Below are 15,455 nucleotides of genomic sequence, written 5' to 3'. Positions count from 1 at the left end.
TGCCCGCCATGGCGCCGCTGGCCCGCACCACCGTTCGGCTGCATCCCCGGCCCGGCGAACCGGGTGCGGCGGACAGTTCGTTCGGTGGTCCGTTGTTGTGGCCGGCGGGGGAGGCGTGGCCGGCGTGTACCGCGCACGTCGGTTCCTTTGTGGATGGCGCGACCATCCCGGATGTGATGGCACGGCGGCGAATCCTGACCGAGGCGTGGTCTCGGCCACGCGAGCACGGCGTGAACCTGTTGACCGCAGAAGAAAAAGTCGTCGTCGACCGCGTGGACGAAGGCACGCGGATAGCGGTCGACGGGCCGATTCCGTTGGTGCCCGTGGCCCAGCTGTACGCGCGGGACGTTCCTGGCCTGCCCCGGCCTGGCGGCGCGGATCTGCTGCAGGTGTTGTCGAACGAGTCTTATCCGACAACGGCCCCGCTTACCGCTCCGTCGCCTGGCGCGACACCTGCGCCGGACTCGGCATCACACCGAAACGCACCCGCCCCTACCGGCCCCAGACCAACGGCAAGATCGAACGCTTCCACCGCACCCTGGCAGACGGCTGGGCCTACGCCCGCCACTACCACTCAGAAACCGAACGCCGAACCGCTCTGCCCGGCTGGCTGCACTTCTACAATCACCACCGAGCCCACTCCGCCATCGGAGGCCAGCCCCCATCACCTGGCTGACCAACCTCCCTGGACATCACCTCTAGAGACCGAAACCGCCCGACACCTCGACGTTCTGCGCGGTGATCCACCGGCCGTCGTCGCCTGCCAGCGCCGCGATGGCCACCGCCACGTCGTCGGGCTCGCCGACGCGCCCGAGTGCGGTCTGCGCGGCCAGTGCGGGGATGAACTCCGGGAACTTCTCGAAGGCGTCGCCGCCCAGCCTGGTGCGGGTGGCGCCGGGGGAGACGGAGTTGACGCGGATGCCGCGCGGGCTGAGCTCCTTGGCCAGGTAGCGGGTGAGCACCACCAGCGCGCCCTTCATGCTGGCGTACCCGGAGTAGCCGGGTTCGGGGCTCTCGGTGGAGCTGCTGGTCGTGTTGACCACGGCGGCGCCGTCCGCGAGGAGCGGGAGCAGGGTCTGGGTGAGGAAGAACGGGCCCTTGAGCAGGACGCGGTAGAACCTGTCGAACAGCTCCTCGGTGGTGTCCGGGAACAGGGCGGTCTGGGCGAAGCCCGCGTTGTTGACCAGGACGTCGACCTCGTTCCGGCCCCATCCCCGCAGCACCTCGGTGACCTGGTCGCGGAACGCCTCGAAGGTGTCGCTGCGGCCGACGTCCAAGTGCAGCGCGGACGCCTTGCCGCCGTTCTGCTCGATGGCCGCGACGGCCTGCTTGGCGCCCGCCTCGTTGGCGCTGTGGGTGAGGATCACCGCGGCGCCTCGCCGGGCGAGTTCGACGGCCGTGCTCCAGCCGATGCCCGAGCTGCCACCGGTCACGATCGCGACTGACATGTTCCTACCGCCTTCTGGATCTGCTTGGTTTCCGATGAACCAATAAGACCAGTCAGGGCAGTGGGAGCAGGAGATCGAAGCTATCGCGTTCTTGCCTGATCCTGCCGGGTTCCGTGTTATTGGCACACGGTGGTCATCGCCTCGGCCAGCGCGTCCGCGTGCAGGCGGTCGAGACGGTGCCGCACCACCGCGGACCGTTCCGCGATCTCCGCGTGCACCTCGCAGCGGATCGACGGGCGGCGGACCTGCTCGGTGTCCTTCAGCTCGGCCAGGAGGTCCGTGGTCAGCCGGTCGAGCACGGGCCGGACCTCGGTGGCCAGGTCGGGGCGCTTCGACGGCGCCTCCCCGGGATGCGCGGTCCAGCGCTCGTGGAGGCCGCGCTGCACGGACTTGTTCGCCTCGATCTGGGCGCGGAAGAACCGGGTTGCGTTCTCGGGGTCGAGGTCCAGCGCCACCGCCTTCGCGCGCACGCCGTCGAGCACGACCTGTTCACGCGCGGGGTCGTCGATGGGCTGGGTGGTGCCGAACTTGGCCGCTGCCACCAGATCCGCGATCTGGACGCGCCGCACGGCCAGGTCGGTGAGATCGCCGAGCCGGCCCACGGGTGCGATCGGGCCGAGCGTCGCCGCCAGGGTGAGCGCGACTGCCATGATCTTCATTTCCGCAGGATGCCACGACTGGCCGCGGACGGGTGTGCACGTCCGAGCGGGTCCGGGCGGGGGCCGCCGAGGCGTCCCCGCCCGCACCACTCCGGGTGGTCACTCGATGTGCAGGCTCTGGATCCTGGCCTCCGTGACGATGCGCTCCGCCTCGTCACGGGCGACGTTGCGCAGCTCGGCCAGCGCCCGCATCGCCTCGGCCCGGCGGGCCGACATCGCGAGCCGGAAGTCCTCGCGGATCCCGTCACGCTTCTCGGCCGCCTCCTCGTCGAGCCGGCGGGCCCGCTGCTCGGCCTCGCCCACGATCATCAGTGCCTTGAGCTGGGCGTCCCGCACGACGTCACGGCGTTCCTCCTCGGCCAGGGCGACCATGCGGGCGAGCCGTTCCGGCAGGCCCTTCGGGTCGATCGGGGTCAGGCAGATGCGGTGCAGGCCGTCCTGCAGGGCGGCGTTCTCCTCCTGGACCGTGACCAGTCTGGCGGCCAGGGCCTCCGCTCGGGCCTCCGAGGCGTCGCGGTCGGCCGTGACCAGGCGAAGCTCGGCTTCCAGCTCGGCGACGTAGTCGTCCACCTCGTCGCGGTCGTAGCCGCGCCAGCGCAGCCCGAACCACGTGCGAAGGGGTACGAGCTCTGTCCTGCTGTCGACACTCACTGCCGTCTCCTCTGCCTCCCGCGAGTCAGTCTTGCCAAGGGGTACGTACGGGGCGCGGCATCGGTTCTAACGGGTTCACCAGGCACAATGTGGAGGTGACCAACAAACTGTGCCCCTGCGGTACCGGTCAGTCCTATATGGACTGTTGCGGTGCGCTGCACTCCGGAGCCCGCAAGGCGGCCACCGCGGAGCAGCTGATGCGTTCTCGCTACAGCGCTTTCGCGGTGTCCGACGAGGACTACCTGCTGCGCACGTGGGCCGCGAAACACCGCCCTTCCAGTGCCGGGATCGACTCGACCGACCGCTGGCTGAAGCTCGAAATCCTGTCGACCGAGAACGGCGGGATGTTCGCGAACGAGGGCATGGTGGAGTTCCGGGCGCACTACGTCGGTGGCGTCGTGCACGAGCGCAGCAAGTTCATCAGGGAGAACGGCCAGTGGGTGTACGCGGAGGGCCTGGAATGAGCAGCGTGATCGTCGCGAGCAGGTTCAACGGGCCTCCCGGCATGGGCAACGGCGGCTACTCCGCCGGGCTGCTCGCCGACCACGTCCGAGGTGGCGCGGTGAGCGTCCGGCTGCGCAAACCGGTGCCGCTGGACCGGGAGATGCAGGTCAGGGACGGGCAGCTGCTCGACGGCGAGGTCGTCATCGCCTCCGCCGAGCCCGCCGCGCTCGACCTGGAGGTGCCCGCCGCGCCGACCTTGGACGAGGCGCTGAAGGCGTCGGCGAAGGTGCCGTGGCGCGACCGGCACCCGTTCCCGACCTGCTTCGGGTGCGGCCCGGACCGGGAGGACGGCATCGCCGCGCTGCTCGGCCCGCTCGACGGCCGCGACGAGTGGGCCGGGGTCTGGACTCCGGCCGACGTCCTGCCGAACGACGGGGTCAGCGTGCTCCCGGAGATCGTCTGGGCCGCGCTCGACTGTCCGTCCGCGCAGCCCGTCGCCCCCGACGGCGGCCCGGCGTTCGTGCTCGGCACCTTCGTCGCGCAGGTCGAGCGGCCGGTCGCACTGGGCGCGGACCACGTGCTGCTGGCGTGGGAGCTCGGCAAGGAGGGCCGCAAGGCGTACTCCGCGTCCGCCATCATCGGTCCCGACGGGGTGTGCGGACGAGCGCGCGCCGTGTGGGTCTCGATCGGATGAGATCAAAGAACCCGACTGGGTGACGGAACTACGGCGCGTCTTGATAGCGTGCACGACCGTTGCCCGATTAAGCCGAAAGGGCGAGTGACCGGGATGGCACGGAGGTGATCAGGCGCTTGTTGAGCCGACGTGCCGCCGCCCAAGGCGACCAGCAACCACAACAGCCCCAGAGTTCTGGCCAGAGCAGTTTCGGAGTTCAGACCATCACGAGCACCGACCAGGACATGGATCTGTACCCAGTCGAGCAGCCGCCGGCCGCGATCCCGCAGCCGGACCCGGTACCCCAGAGGACGCCGTTCGCGGCGAACTCCGTCGGGTCGACGCTCGTCATCTCCGCTCCCGAGGGCCCGAGCCAGGGCGCCACGGGACTGGCCCGCGCGCTCCCGGCCGACCAGGGCCGGACCGTCGTCGTGGTCGACTTCCCGAGCGGGGACCAGAGCACCTTCTGGCCGCACGTCGTGACGGCGTTGCACGGCCGCGGGCCCGTCCGGCTCGCGGTCTCGCACGCCGGCACGATGCGGCCGACCGCTCCCGCGCAGTGGCTCGCCGAGCAGCTGCAGGCCGAGGTCGTGGCGCCGGACGGCGTGCTGACCACGGTGCCCGGTGCCGCGTTCGTCGTCGGCACGCAGGGTTACGGCAGCTGGGTGAAGTTCCAGCCGAACGCGTCCCCGATGCCGTTCGGCCGCCGCTTCCCGGTGCCGCAGTGGGAGGCGATGGACCCGAACTCGCCGTGGCCCACGGGCGAGATCGGCATCTCGGAGCCGATCCCGAGCGGGCTCTGGCTGCGCGCGCAGCAGCCACCGTTCGACCCGGCCGCCCAGGACTCGCGGCCGATCGTGGCGCTGCCGTGCCGCGACAACGTGCTGACGGTCGTCGTCGGCGGGCCCGGCCAGTCGTCGATCCCGATCGACGAGGTGTGCCGCCTGCTCACGGCGCTGCCCCAGGCGGCCCGGTCGCGCGTGCGGCTCGTCCCGTACGGCATCGACGCGAGCATCGGCAGCCTCGTCGCCGACCAGATCGGCGAGCCGATCGCGATGTTCACCGGCATCCCGGTGGGCAACCTGCGCGGCGGCGGACCGGCGGTGATCGCGGTCGACCCGCGCGGCCAGCAGACGTGGCGCCCGTTCGTCACCGAGGTGCTGTGCGTGCCGAACGAGTCCGTGCCCGTCGTCTCGGGCTACCGGACGCCAGTACAGGGCCTGAACGAGGTCTCGCCGGGCGTGTTCGCGCTCGGCGACGGCGTGGTGCTCGAAGTCGTGCCCTCCGGCCTGTGGGTGCGTGAGCAGGACGAGCCGTACAACGCGGCCGAGGTGCGCACACAGCCGTTGGACCCGGAGTGGGCACGTCTGACCGTCGGCACCCCAGGGCGCACGACGCCCGGTGCGGTCGCGGTGCACGGCGCTGCTCTCGTGGAACGCCTCGAGCCCGAGGTGCGCAAGCTCCTGCGCCTGGTGTTCTGCGACTCCAAGGTGATCGCACCGCCGCCGCCTCCGCCTGCCGCACCGGTCGTCGCGGCGAGCTCGCCGGCGCACGCGCTGTCGACGCGGGACTCGCCCGACAACGGCACCGGCTTCTTCACCCCCGTCACGCCCGCCGAGCCCGAACAGCCCGCGTACGCGAGCATGGGCGCCGGTCCGGCCATGTCGTCCGTGACGTCGCACGCGCTGGACGACCCGGACGAGGCCGCGTTCCCGTCGGACGACCCGGACTCCGCCCCGGTCAGGTTCCGCGTGGACGGCCCGCTGCCGCTGGCGCCGCTGGCGATGTGGGAGGCCCAGCCGGAGAACACCGGCGAGCGCGAGTTCATCGACGCCGACCACGGCAGCTCCGACGCCGAACGCGACACGGTCCGCCGTGCCCTCGGCGAGCGCTACGGCGTGCACGCGGCGACGGTCGTCCGCCTGCTCTCGCAGCGCCCGGACGCGGAGGAGGACCCAGCCGCGTTCGAGGCCATGGTCACCGACCTCACGGCGTTGCTGGCGTGCGTGTCGCAGGACGAGGAGATGGTCGTCGAGACGCTCCGCATGGGACGCCTGGGCCGCCTGCGCCCGTACGTCGCGTGCATCGTCTCGGGCATGAACCGCCTGCCCGTGCACAGCGGCATCGCCACGGTGTGGGGCGTCAGCGGCCAGACCGGCCCGCGGCGCTACCGCAGCGGCGACGTCCTGGTCGAGCACGGCCTGCTGGACGCCGTCGCGAACCCGGCCCAGCGCATCGACGGCGTCACCGAGTACCTGATCTGGTCGGTCACCGGCCGCCGGATCGAGGTCGCCGACCGCGTCGCCGTCGCCACCGAGGAACGCGTCCTCTTCGCGCCCGGCACGCCCTTCCGGGTGCTGGCCGTGGCCGACGCCGAGGGTGATCACCCGCAGCAGGTGCTGCTGCAGGAGATGGCCGGCCCGGCGTCCGACCTGGAGATCGCGGGCATGCGCCCGAGCGTGCTCTCCCAGCTGGAACGGGCGGCGGCGAACCTGCGCGTCCTCCCGGTCTCGCACCAGGTGACGGCCTGAACCTCGGCATCCGCTACGCGGAGCCGCCGGTCGGCTCGCTGCGCCTCCACCCACCGGTGGACTGCGACGGCGAGCCGACCGGCGCGTTCGGCGACCGGCACACCCTGAACGTGTGGTCCACGGTGGACTCCGGAGCGCCGGTGATCCTCTGGGTCCACGGCGGCGCGAACACCGTGGGCTCGTCGGCGCAACCGGAGTACGCCGGTGACGTCATCGCGTCGCACGGGATCGTGTTCGTCAGCTGCAACTACCGGCTCGCGGAAGACGGCTACGGTGCGCTGGAAGGAATCCAGCACAACCGCGGGCTGCTCGACGTCGTGTCGGCGCTGCGCTGGATCCACCGCAACATCGCGCGCTACGGCGGAGATCCGTACAACGTCACCGTCGCCGGCCAGTCGTCCGGAGCGCAGACCGTCGCGAGCCTGATGGTGATGCCGTCGGCCGCGGGCCTGTTCCACCGCGCCATCGTGCACAGCCTCGCCGGACGGTTCTTCACACCTCGTGAAGCCGTCGAGGTGCAGCGTGCGGGAGAACCGGACGTCGTGCTGTACCAGCCGATCATCGACGGCGACACGTTGCCGCGCAGCCCGCTGGAAGGGCCGTACGACGTCGAGCTGATGGTGTGCCACACGGCCGATGAGGACGTGGACCTGTTCCAGCGTCCCACGACGAGGCTCGCGGACGAGCACGGCAGCGCGTTCCGGTCGATCTACGCCAGGCATCCCGCGCACCACGGTGCGGACGTGCCGGACATGTTCCGCGGCGACATCGCCAGGGCGTGGGCCGAGTTCGCGCGCACGGGTGATCCCGGCTGGCCGCGCGACGAACTGAAGCTCTGGGTCTAGCTCTCGGTGTTGAGCCCGAGCGACCCGTCCAGCCGGGCCACGCACGCCCCGTCCCGCTTGTCCGACGCCAGGAACTCGCCCAGGCAACGCCCGATCTCCTCGTGACCGCGGGCGTTGGGGTGGAACGACTCCTGCAACGCGTGCGACGACCGCCGCTGGTCCTTCAGCCCGTCCCAGTCGACCGACAGCCGCGTGAACCACTCGGTGTCCGGCTCGTCCCCGCCCACGCACGCCTCGCGGCCCACACCGGCCCGCGCCAGGTCGAGGAACCGCGCGCCGACCTTCGCCGCGGCCGTGCGCAGGCCGTTCGACAGTTCCGGCACCGCCTCCTCGACGACCCACTCCAGGTCGGTGGTGCGCAGCGGGCAGCCGGACAGGTTCTGCAGCGACTGCGGCATCTTCGGGGACACCGGGGCCGCGTACGACTGCACGACCAGCTGGTACGACGAGTCGAGGTAGCCGGAGTCGCGCATGGTCTGGCGGATGGCGTTCAGCGTGTTCTCGACCTTGGGGACCATCCGGCGCACGCGCTTGGTCCACTCCGGCGCCACGGACGACGTGCAGTCGCTGCGCTTGCCCCACGCCTCGAAGCACTTGTTGAGGATCTCGGAGAAACGGGGGTCGTCGTTCGCGCCGACTGCCACGACGATCGCGACGACCTGGTTCGACCCGGCGATGTCGCGCAGGCGGGGCAGCTGCTCGTTGCGCAGCTTGTCCGAGTTCGCGCCCGAGCACGCCAGGTTGATCTTCTGGTCGGCGTCGACCGCGGTCTTCATGATCTCGGCCTCACGCGAGCGGTGGCACCAGTTGCCGCCCTCCTCGCCGTCGGTCCCCGGCTCGTAGCTGCCGGCGCCCTCACCGGACATCGTGCTGTCGCCGAGCGCCACGACCGCGGTCCTCGACTCCCGGTCCGGGGCGGAGGGAGGCGGGAACACGTGGTCGCTCACGACCAGCACGGTCGTGAGCAGGCCGATCGTCGCGAGGAAGAGACCTTTGCGCATCGCGCACCAGTTTACGGGGGTGGCCGAATGCGAGGGGGACATGGCGTTGCCGCCTCGGGCGGCGTTGAGGAAAGTGGAGGTGTGGGGAATCCGAGGGAAGTAGTCGTGGTCGGGTACGACCGCACGGCGTTGCTGGACCTGGCGGGACCGATCGAGGTCTTCGAGGCGGCGAACTACGGCGAGGAGCGGTACCGGGTCACCGTCGCCACGCTCGGGGGAGGACCGTTCACCGCGACGGCGGGCGTGCGCATCGGGGCGGGGGCCGACCTGCGCACGCTGGACCGCCCGATCGACACGCTGCTCGTCGTCGGCGGCTGGGGGTACGACGAGGCCGCGTCCGACGCGGTGCTCACGACGAACCTGCGGCGGCTCGCCCTGCGGTCCCGCCGGGTCGCGGGCGTCTGCACCGGGGCGGTCGTGCTGGCCGGCGCGGGACTGCTCGAGGGCAAGAGGGCGACGACGCACTGGGCGTTCACCGGCGAGCTCGCGAACCGCGGCGTCGAGGTCGAGCCGGACGCGATCTTCGTCTGCGACGGCGAGGTGTCCACGTCGGCGGGGGTGACGGCGGGCATCGACCTCGCGCTCGCCATGGTGGAGCAGGACCACGGGCCGGCGCTCGCCCGCCGGATCGCGCAGTACCTGGTCGTCTTCCTGCAGCGGTCGGGCGGCCAGTCGCAGTTCAGCGTGCACACCCGCGCGAAGCCGGTGCCGGACGGCTCGCTGCGCGCGTTGCTCGACGACATCCACGCCGATCCGACGCGGGAGTGGACGGTGCCGGTCATGGCGCGCAAGGCCATGATGAGCGTGCGGCACTTCGCCCGCGTCTTCTCCCGCAGCGTGGGCATCTCGCCCGCGCAGTACGTCGAACGAGCCCGTGTCGAGGCCGCCGCGGACCGGCTGGCCAGCAGCGGCGACTCGCTCGACCTCGTGGCCCGCCAGTCGGGGTTCGGCTCGGCCGAGACCCTGCGGCGCGCCTTCCTGCGCGTGCTCGGCGTGTCGCCGGGCAGCTACCGCGCCCGTTTCCGGACCACTGGGGTTGCCTGATGGATGCCACGTTCGTGCTCTACCCGAACATGACCGCGCTCGACTTCGTCGGTCCGTACGAGGTGATCGCCGCTGTTCCCGTCGTGAACGCCCGCTTCGTGGCCGCGACGCTCGACCCGGTGAAGTCCGACAACGGGCTGACCGTCGTGCCCACCGACACGTTCGACTCGCTGAAGTCGACCGACATCATCGTCGTGCCGGGCTCCGGGCACTGGAAGGAACTGCTCAGGGACTCCGGCGGCGTGGTCGAGTGGCTGCGCGAGGTGCACCCGACCACGAAGTGGACGACGTCGGTGTGCACGGGGTCGACGCTGCTCGCCGAAGCGGGACTGGTCTCGAAGGCCACGACGCACTGGGCCGCGCGGGAGGACCTGGAGGTGCGTGGCGTCGAGGTCTCGACCGACCGGGTCGTGTTCGACGGCAAGGTCGTCAGCGGCGCGGGTGTCTCGGCGGGCATCGACATGGCGTTGCGGCTGGTCGAGGCCGAGTTCGGCGAGATGGTCGCGCAGGCGGTGCAGGCGGGCATCGAGTACGACCCGCAACCGCCGCGCGCCTACGACTCGATCCCGCCGGAGGTCCTGCAGGGCCTGAAGCAGGCTTTCGAAGAGGCGCAGGCCTGACCTGGGCTGACACCGGCAAGCTCCGCGTCGTCGGCCAGTGGCCCGGCACGCAGCGCCTGTGCGCGTTCCCGCGCACCTCCACGGCGCACGGCGGTCAGGTGAGACCTGACTGCACGGCGAACACCACGAGCTGGGCGCGATCGCGTGCGCCCAGCTTCACCATCGCCCGCGACACGTGCGTGCGCACCGTCGCGGGCGAGATCACCAGCACCGCCGCGATCTCGTCGTTGGACGCGCCGGACGCCACGTGCCGCATGATCTCGCGCTCGCGTTCGGTCAGTCTGTCCAGGTGCGGCACGGGCCTCGCCGACGCACCGGACGCGAACCGGTCGATCACCCGGCGCGTGACGGACGGCGAGAGCAGCGAACCGCCGTCGGCCACCACGTGCACGGCGCGCAGCAGGTCGGTCGGGTCCGAGTCCTTGACCAGGAACCCGGACGCGCCCGTCCGCAGCGCCTCGAACACGTATTCGTCGAGGTCGAACGTCGTGAGCATGACGATCCTCACGTCGGCGCACGCGGGGTCGGCGCTGACCCGGCGCAGCACCTCCAGGCCGTCCAGCAACGGCATGCGGATGTCGAGGAACACCACGTCCGGCTTGACGGACTGGATCAGCGCCAGTGCCTCGCGTCCGTCGGCGGCCTCTCCGGCGAGCTGGACGCCGTCCTCGGTCTCGATCAACGTCCGCAGTCCCATTCGGACCAGCGGCTGGTCGTCCGCCACCACCACGCGAATCATGCGGGCAACGGTATCCGTGCGATGACCGAGAAGCCGTGCGCTCCGCCGACTTCGAGCGTGCCGCCGAGCGCTTCCGCCCGTGACCGCATGCCCGTGATGCCGTGGCCCTCGGCGAACGCGGCCGGTGTGCCCGTGTCGGTGACGTGGACGACCAGTTCCTCGCGCACGGTGTAGACCTTGACCGACGCGGTGACGCCGGGGGAGGAGTGCCGCAGGACGTTGGTCAGCGACTCCTGCACGATCCGGTACACGGCGAGCTGGTAGGTGTCGGGCAGCTCGATCTCGGCGACCTCGACGGACACGTCCAGTCCTGCCTCGCGCATCCGGCCGGCCAGTGCCGGAATGTCGGCGAGCGTGATCGCCGGCGTCAGCGGAGCCGAGCCGCGCAACGTGTCCAGTTCGGACCGCAAGCCCTCCAACGCTTCCTTCGACGTGTCGCGGATGGCTTCGAGTGACGCCCGTGCTTTCGCCGGGTCCTTGTCCAGCACGTACAGGGCGACGCCGGCCTGCATCGCGATCACGGAAAGGCCGTGGCCGACGACGTCGTGGACCTCCTGGGCGAGCCGCAGCCGTTCGGAGATCACCACGCGCTCACGAACGTCCACAACGGACTTCTTGCGCAGCTTCATCAGCACGCCCGCCGCGACCGGCAGCAGGATCCACCCCGCCGACCACGTGATCCACGACGTCACCGTGTCGTTCCACCACGGCAGGATCGCCAGCGCGTAGGCCAGCGCGCACACGGCCGCCAGTTCGAGGCTCGCGTACACCGCCACCGCGTACATCGCCGCGACGCCGCTCACCAGGATCGGGCCGAACGGGTAGCCCAGCGCCAGGTAGACCATGATCGGCACGGTCGTGATCCCGACCGTCCACAGCGGACGCACCGAGCGGAACAGCAGCCCGGACGCCGCCACGGCGATCAGCACGTAGGCGAGGACGTCGAGGCTCTCGGCACCCTGCAGCCGCGCGGCGAACCGCGTGCCGCCGAGCCCGAAGAACAACAGCGCCACGGTCAGCGCGATGTCCTGCCACTTGATCCGCATGGTCCGACCATACGACCGGACGCGTACGCAGATGTGCGTATCTTGATGACGCTCCGGGGCGGACGCTCCAGGTCGTCCGCGGGACCAGTGTTGTCCGCATGATCGTGACGACGGAGAAGCTGACGAAGCGCTACGGCGACCGCGCCGTGGTGGACGAGGTCAGTCTGTCCGTGCGGCGGGGCGAGGTCTACGGGTTCCTCGGCCCCAACGGCGCGGGCAAGACGACCACGATCCGCATGCTGCTGGGGCTCGTGAAGCCGACCAGCGGCTCGGCCAGGGTCCTGGGCGAGGCACCCGGCACCCCGAGGGCGTTGCTGAAGGTCGGGTCGCTGATCGAGGGACCGGGCTTCTACCCGTACCTGTCCGGCCGCGACAACCTGCGCGTGCACGCCGCCCGCCGGGGCGTCGGGAAGACGGGCGTCGAGGCCGCCCTGGAGCAGGTCGACCTCGTGGGCGCCGCCGGTGAGAAGTTCCGCCGGTACTCGCTCGGCATGAAGCAACGGCTCGGCGTGGCCGCGGCCCTGCTCGGGCAGCCCGAGCTGCTGATCCTCGACGAGCCGACCAACGGCCTCGACCCGGCGGGCATGGCCGACATGCGCGACCTGGTGCGGGCGCTGGCCGCGCAGGGCCAGACGGTGCTGCTGTCGAGCCACCTGCTCGGGGAGGTCGAGGAGATCTGCGACCGGGTGGGCGTGATCGCGCAGGGCAGGCTCATCGCGGAGAGCACGGTCGAGCAGCTGCGCGGCGACAGCCAGTTGCTGATCCGCGCGGACCCCCTGGAGAAAGCGCACGTGCTCATCGAGGGCAGCACGGTGCACGGCGACGCGCTGCACGTGCGGGAGAAGGACGCGGGCGTCCTGGTGCGGGTGCTGGTGGCGGCGGACGTGGACGTGCGGGAGGTCCGGCCGCTGCGCCGGACGCTGGAAGAGGTCTTCTTCGAGATGACGGGAGCGGCGTGATGGGCAGCGTGAAGGCGGAGCTGCTGCGGCTGTGGAAGTGGCCGGCGACGTGGGTGCTGATCGGCGTCTGGCTGGTGATGACGCTGACGTTCGGCTACGTGTTCAACTACCTGGCGTTGAACGGCGGCACCAACACGCGGTCGATGTCCCAGCAGCAGCTGATCAGCGCGATGCAGCCGGAGAACGTGGGCGCGGCCGTCGTGCGCGGCCTGCCGATGTTCGGCGGAGCGATCATCCTGGTGCTGGCGGCGCTGGCGGTCGGCAGCGGTTACGGCTGGGGCACCTGGAAGACGACGCTGACCGCCGGTCCGCGCCGGGTCTCGGCGATGGCCGGCACGCTGGGGGCGTTGGGGATCGTCGTGGTGCTGCTGGTGGCGCTGACGTTCGTCGTGAACCTCGGCGCGTCGATCACGGTGGCCTCGCTGGAGGGCTGGGACTGGAGCCTGCCGGGGCTCGGTGTCTTCAAGGCCTTGGGCGCCTCACTGCTGATCGCCGCCATGTGGACGGGGTTCGGCGTGTTCCTCGGCGTCGTCACCAAGGGACCGGCGCTGGCCGTCGGACTCGGGCTGATGTGGGCGATCGTGACGGAGAACCTGCTGCGGGGCGTAGGTTCCCTGCTCGGACCGGTCGAGTCGCTGACGAAGGTTCTGCCGGGCGGATCGGCGGGCAACCTCGCCGGAGCCGTGGGCGGCTCGGGCGCGCCAGGGGTGCTGACGGACCTGAGCGGCACCACGGCGGCGCTGTTCCTACTCGGGTACGTCGTGGTCTTTGTTGGTGCGGCGACGTTTCTGAAGGTGCGCCGCGACCTCGTGTAGGGCCACGGCGGCCCAGATCAGGCCCAGCACGACCGCGACCCCGGTGGGGTAGTCGCGGTCGTGCAGGCCCGGGTTCACCGGGCCGCCGTGCTCGCGCCAGAGCAGCGGGACCGCGAGGATGCCGACGATTCCCGTGGTGACGAGCCCTATGCCGACGGACGGGCGTCTGACGACGAACCCGGAAGCGCCCACCAGCGGGGCGATCACGAGGTCGTGCAGGACAACACCTCCGCCGAGCCAGAGCAGGAGCTCGATCGTGATCTGGGGGAGGAGCAGCCAGGCTCCCCAGGCGCCGAGCGCCACACCGAGGACGCCGAGAGCGATTCTCATCGGACCTCCAGCGACGTGACCCACTTGGTCTGCAGCACACCCGGCCGGTTCGGTGCGATGAGCCGGCACGGATACCCGTGGTCCGGGCTCAGCTCCTCGCCGTTCAACCTGAGCGCCAGCAACGTCAGCGGGTCCCGCGCGAACGCCTCCGGCAGCGTGGTGGCCCGGTACAGGCCGTCCTTTTCCAGCGACTCGACCCGTACATCTCCTTGCGCGTCGATGAGCTCGGAGATCCGGACGCCGGTCCAGGTCGCGTTCTGGCTCCAGCCCTCGACGCACGCGATCGGCAGCTCGACGGTGGTCTGGGGCATCGCCTGGAGTTCTGCGAGCGAGTAGCTCTTCGTTCCCGCCCTGAGACGCCAGTCCTGCGGCACCACGACGTTCGCGGCCTTCGCGGTCCGGTTGACCGGCAGGCCGCCGTCGGACCGCCACGCCAGCACCGAGACCTTGCGCAGCCACGGCACCGTGACACCCGCCGTCGCGACGACGGCGACACCCGTCGTCAGCGCGGTGGTGCGCAGGAAAGCCCTGCGGGACAACACGGTCTTCTCGGTTGACGCCGGTTCGAGGGAACGCCGGATCCGCGGGATCTTCACCGCGATGTGCACGAGCAGGGCACCGACCACGATCCACGCCACCGCGTAGTGGGTGGTGGGGAAGTAGAACGACCACGGGTAGTTCTGCGCCGCGTTGAACAGGCCCGTGGCCAGCTCGAAGAACGAGGCGGCGACCAGCACCAGGATCGAGCCGCGCTCCAGGGCGTGCGGCACGGACCTGACCAGCGGCCGTTCGAACAGCTTCGGGTAGACGCTCCACAACTTGGCCAGCAGCAACGGGATCGAGGCGACCCCGGAGATCACGTGCACGCCCTGGGTGACGCGGTAGAGGTCGACCGGGCGGGTCGGCCACGGCCAGTCGTGCTGCACGCCGTGGCTGAGCAGACCGGTGACGAAGCACAGCCCGAACGTGATGCCGAGCCAGGTGCCGACCCGGCTGGTCACGCCGGTGTGGTGTGCCGGAGCCCGGAAGACGGGGAGTTTCACAGCTTCTCCCAGCAGGCGAACCAGCGTCCGGCGCGTTCTCGCTGCCACAGCAGGAAGAACCCGTCGGCCGCGAGGGACTCGGCGTCGCTCCAGGCCCACGGGAACCACTGGCCGCGGGTGTCGGCGGTCCGCACGCGCGCCTGACCGGTCGTGAGGCCGGAGCCCGGTGGCTCGACCTCGACGACGACCGTGCCGCTGGGCCTGAGCAGCTGCCGGACGCGGCGCAGGAGCGCGGCCGGGTCGCCGCCGATGCCGATGTTGCCGTCGGCGAGCAGCACGTGCCGCCAGCGGCCCTCGCCGGGCAGCAGGTCGAAGACGTCCCGGCGGATCGCGATGCCGCCGCGTTCGGTGGTGCGCCGGATCGCCTCGGGGGACACGTCGACGCCGAGCGCCTGGACGCGCCGGCCCAGCAGCGCGGCGACGAGACGGCCGGGGCCGCAGCCGACGTCGAGGGTCGGTCCGGTGCAGGCGTCGAGGAGGACGTCGTCGCCGCCGTCCGCGTCGGCCTGCCAGCGGGCGACGCTGAGCTCGCGCGGGGTGGTGCCGGACAGGTCGAGCCGGCTGGGGCGGCCCTGGAGGGCCTGGTCGAACATCATCGCGTCACCGC

17 protein-coding genes and 1 pseudogene are annotated in these 15,455 nt (G+C 71.1%); 9 read left to right on the top strand and 9 right to left on the bottom strand.

Annotated elements, in window-relative coordinates; all coding sequences use genetic code 11:
* Positions 1 to 394: 394 nt before the first annotated feature.
* Positions 395 to 702, top strand: a pseudogene (locus IEY88_RS28585) (integrase core domain-containing protein); the annotation flags it as partial.
* Here IEY88_RS28585 and IEY88_RS28580 read toward each other — a convergent pair.
* The 3 genes from IEY88_RS28580 to IEY88_RS28570 all read right to left on the bottom strand — a co-directional run bounded on the left by IEY88_RS28580 (position 699) and on the right by IEY88_RS28570 (position 2,758).
* Positions 699 to 1,448, bottom strand: coding sequence for an SDR family NAD(P)-dependent oxidoreductase (locus tag IEY88_RS28580; protein WP_189157971.1), 750 nt, complete (start codon positions 1,446 to 1,448; stop codon positions 699 to 701). The pseudogene IEY88_RS28585 and the gene IEY88_RS28580 sit on opposite strands and share 4 nt — an antisense overlap.
* A gap of 116 nt (positions 1,449 to 1,564) precedes the next feature.
* The gene (gene aroQ / locus IEY88_RS28575) at positions 1,565 to 2,107 is read right to left on the bottom strand and encodes a gamma subclass chorismate mutase AroQ (RefSeq protein WP_189157970.1); all 543 of its coding nucleotides are present in this window, start codon (positions 2,105 to 2,107) and stop codon (positions 1,565 to 1,567) included.
* Between the two features lie 99 nt (positions 2,108 to 2,206).
* Complete coding sequence (locus IEY88_RS28570) at positions 2,207 to 2,758, bottom strand: DivIVA domain-containing protein (protein WP_189157969.1); 552 nt, start codon at positions 2,756 to 2,758, stop codon at positions 2,207 to 2,209.
* Positions 2,759 to 2,847: 89 nt separating this feature from the next.
* Between IEY88_RS28570 and IEY88_RS28565 the strand changes: the two genes are divergently transcribed.
* The 4 genes from IEY88_RS28565 (at position 2,848) to IEY88_RS28550 (ending at position 7,251) form a co-directional block, all read left to right on the top strand.
* Positions 2,848 to 3,222: a YchJ family protein gene (locus IEY88_RS28565; RefSeq protein WP_373294197.1), complete on the top strand. Its 375-nt coding sequence runs from the start codon at positions 2,848 to 2,850 to the stop codon at positions 3,220 to 3,222.
* The gene (locus IEY88_RS28560) at positions 3,219 to 3,896 is read left to right on the top strand and encodes a hypothetical protein (RefSeq protein ID WP_189157967.1); all 678 of its coding nucleotides are present in this window, start codon (positions 3,219 to 3,221) and stop codon (positions 3,894 to 3,896) included. Before IEY88_RS28565 ends, IEY88_RS28560 begins: the two co-directional genes overlap by 4 nt.
* Before the next feature lie 224 nt (positions 3,897 to 4,120).
* Positions 4,121 to 6,406 carry a hypothetical protein gene (locus IEY88_RS28555; protein WP_189157966.1) on the top strand — a complete coding sequence of 762 codons (2,286 nt, stop codon included), beginning with the start codon at positions 4,121 to 4,123 and terminating at the stop codon, positions 6,404 to 6,406.
* A gap of 56 nt (positions 6,407 to 6,462) precedes the next feature.
* Entirely contained in the window at positions 6,463 to 7,251 is a 789-nt protein-coding gene (locus IEY88_RS28550) for a carboxylesterase family protein (protein WP_189157965.1), read from the top strand.
* Here IEY88_RS28550 and IEY88_RS28545 read toward each other — a convergent pair.
* Positions 7,248 to 8,252 carry a GDSL-type esterase/lipase family protein gene (locus tag IEY88_RS28545; protein ID WP_189157964.1) on the bottom strand — a complete coding sequence of 335 codons (1,005 nt, stop codon included), beginning with the start codon at positions 8,250 to 8,252 and terminating at the stop codon, positions 7,248 to 7,250. The genes IEY88_RS28550 and IEY88_RS28545 overlap by 4 nt on opposite strands.
* An 81-nt stretch (positions 8,253 to 8,333) precedes the next feature.
* Here IEY88_RS28545 and IEY88_RS28540 point away from each other — a divergent pair, with 81 nt between their 5' ends.
* Both IEY88_RS28540 and IEY88_RS28535 read left to right on the top strand, forming a co-directional pair.
* On the top strand, positions 8,334 to 9,296 hold the full coding sequence (locus IEY88_RS28540) for a GlxA family transcriptional regulator (RefSeq protein WP_229693847.1): 963 nt from the start codon (positions 8,334 to 8,336) through the stop codon (positions 9,294 to 9,296).
* Positions 9,296 to 9,916, top strand: coding sequence for a DJ-1/PfpI family protein (locus IEY88_RS28535; protein ID WP_189157962.1), 621 nt, complete (start codon positions 9,296 to 9,298; stop codon positions 9,914 to 9,916). The genes IEY88_RS28540 and IEY88_RS28535 overlap by 1 nt, the downstream gene beginning before the upstream one ends.
* Before the next feature lie 94 nt (positions 9,917 to 10,010).
* Here the strand turns inward: IEY88_RS28535 and IEY88_RS28530 are convergent, their stop codons facing one another.
* Positions 10,011 to 10,655, bottom strand: coding sequence for a response regulator (locus IEY88_RS28530; RefSeq protein ID WP_189157961.1), 645 nt, complete (start codon positions 10,653 to 10,655; stop codon positions 10,011 to 10,013).
* Positions 10,652 to 11,701 carry a sensor histidine kinase gene (locus tag IEY88_RS28525; protein WP_189157960.1) on the bottom strand — a complete coding sequence of 350 codons (1,050 nt, stop codon included), beginning with the start codon at positions 11,699 to 11,701 and terminating at the stop codon, positions 10,652 to 10,654. Before IEY88_RS28525 ends, IEY88_RS28530 begins: the two co-directional genes overlap by 4 nt.
* 98 nt (positions 11,702 to 11,799) lie before the next feature.
* On the opposite strand from IEY88_RS28525, the gene IEY88_RS28520 reads away from it, so the two are divergent.
* Together IEY88_RS28520 and IEY88_RS28515 are read left to right on the top strand one after the other, a co-directional pair.
* Positions 11,800 to 12,660 carry an ABC transporter ATP-binding protein gene (locus IEY88_RS28520; protein ID WP_189157959.1) on the top strand — a complete coding sequence of 287 codons (861 nt, stop codon included), beginning with the start codon at positions 11,800 to 11,802 and terminating at the stop codon, positions 12,658 to 12,660.
* On the top strand, positions 12,660 to 13,475 hold the full coding sequence (locus IEY88_RS28515; protein ID WP_189157958.1) for an ABC transporter permease subunit: 816 nt from the start codon (positions 12,660 to 12,662) through the stop codon (positions 13,473 to 13,475). The genes IEY88_RS28520 and IEY88_RS28515 overlap by 1 nt, the downstream gene beginning before the upstream one ends.
* Here the strand turns inward: IEY88_RS28515 and IEY88_RS28510 are convergent.
* Genes IEY88_RS28510 through IEY88_RS28500 form a run of 3 tightly spaced genes read right to left on the bottom strand, consistent with a single transcriptional unit; the run spans position 13,407 to position 15,444 of the window.
* On the bottom strand, positions 13,407 to 13,805 hold the full coding sequence (locus IEY88_RS28510) for a hypothetical protein (RefSeq protein WP_189157957.1): 399 nt from the start codon (positions 13,803 to 13,805) through the stop codon (positions 13,407 to 13,409). The two genes, IEY88_RS28515 and IEY88_RS28510, sit on opposite strands and share 69 nt — an antisense overlap.
* Positions 13,802 to 14,848, bottom strand: a complete 1,047-nt coding sequence (locus tag IEY88_RS28505; protein WP_189157956.1) for a molybdopterin-dependent oxidoreductase — start codon at positions 14,846 to 14,848, stop codon at positions 13,802 to 13,804. The genes IEY88_RS28510 and IEY88_RS28505 overlap by 4 nt, the downstream gene beginning before the upstream one ends.
* Positions 14,845 to 15,444, bottom strand: a complete 600-nt coding sequence (locus IEY88_RS28500; RefSeq protein ID WP_189157955.1) for a methyltransferase domain-containing protein — start codon at positions 15,442 to 15,444, stop codon at positions 14,845 to 14,847. Before IEY88_RS28500 ends, IEY88_RS28505 begins: the two co-directional genes overlap by 4 nt.
* Positions 15,445 to 15,455: the final 11 nt, after the last annotated feature.

Origin of the sequence: Lentzea pudingi (assembly GCF_014646255.1) — a bacterium.
Lineage (GTDB): Bacteria > Actinomycetota > Actinomycetes > Mycobacteriales > Pseudonocardiaceae > Lentzea > Lentzea pudingi.
Note: the sequence above shows the minus strand (reverse complement) of the source record. Positions and strands in the feature narration are given on the sequence as shown.

What these genes read in the sequence shown, in the direction of transcription:
- aroQ (WP_189157970.1), bottom strand. Translation starts at nt 2,107, where the DNA reads ATGAAGATCATGGCAGTCGCGCTCACCCTGGCGGCGACGCTCGGCCCG.
- IEY88_RS28500 (WP_189157955.1), bottom strand. Translation starts at nt 15,444, where the DNA reads ATGATGTTCGACCAGGCCCTCCAGGGCCGCCCCAGCCGGCTCGACCTG.
- IEY88_RS28530 (WP_189157961.1), bottom strand. Translation starts at nt 10,655, where the DNA reads ATGATTCGCGTGGTGGTGGCGGACGACCAGCCGCTGGTCCGAATGGGA.
- IEY88_RS28535 (WP_189157962.1), top strand. Translation starts at nt 9,296, where the DNA reads ATGGATGCCACGTTCGTGCTCTACCCGAACATGACCGCGCTCGACTTC.
- IEY88_RS28515 (WP_189157958.1), top strand. Translation starts at nt 12,660, where the DNA reads ATGGGCAGCGTGAAGGCGGAGCTGCTGCGGCTGTGGAAGTGGCCGGCG.
- IEY88_RS28560 (WP_189157967.1), top strand. Translation starts at nt 3,219, where the DNA reads ATGAGCAGCGTGATCGTCGCGAGCAGGTTCAACGGGCCTCCCGGCATG.
- IEY88_RS28510 (WP_189157957.1), bottom strand. Translation starts at nt 13,805, where the DNA reads ATGAGAATCGCTCTCGGCGTCCTCGGTGTGGCGCTCGGCGCCTGGGGA.
- IEY88_RS28525 (WP_189157960.1), bottom strand. Translation starts at nt 11,701, where the DNA reads ATGCGGATCAAGTGGCAGGACATCGCGCTGACCGTGGCGCTGTTGTTC.
- IEY88_RS28580 (WP_189157971.1), bottom strand. Translation starts at nt 1,448, where the DNA reads ATGTCAGTCGCGATCGTGACCGGTGGCAGCTCGGGCATCGGCTGGAGC.
- IEY88_RS28545 (WP_189157964.1), bottom strand. Translation starts at nt 8,252, where the DNA reads ATGCGCAAAGGTCTCTTCCTCGCGACGATCGGCCTGCTCACGACCGTG.
- IEY88_RS28520 (WP_189157959.1), top strand. Translation starts at nt 11,800, where the DNA reads ATGATCGTGACGACGGAGAAGCTGACGAAGCGCTACGGCGACCGCGCC.
- IEY88_RS28555 (WP_189157966.1), top strand. Translation starts at nt 4,121, where the DNA reads ATGGATCTGTACCCAGTCGAGCAGCCGCCGGCCGCGATCCCGCAGCCG.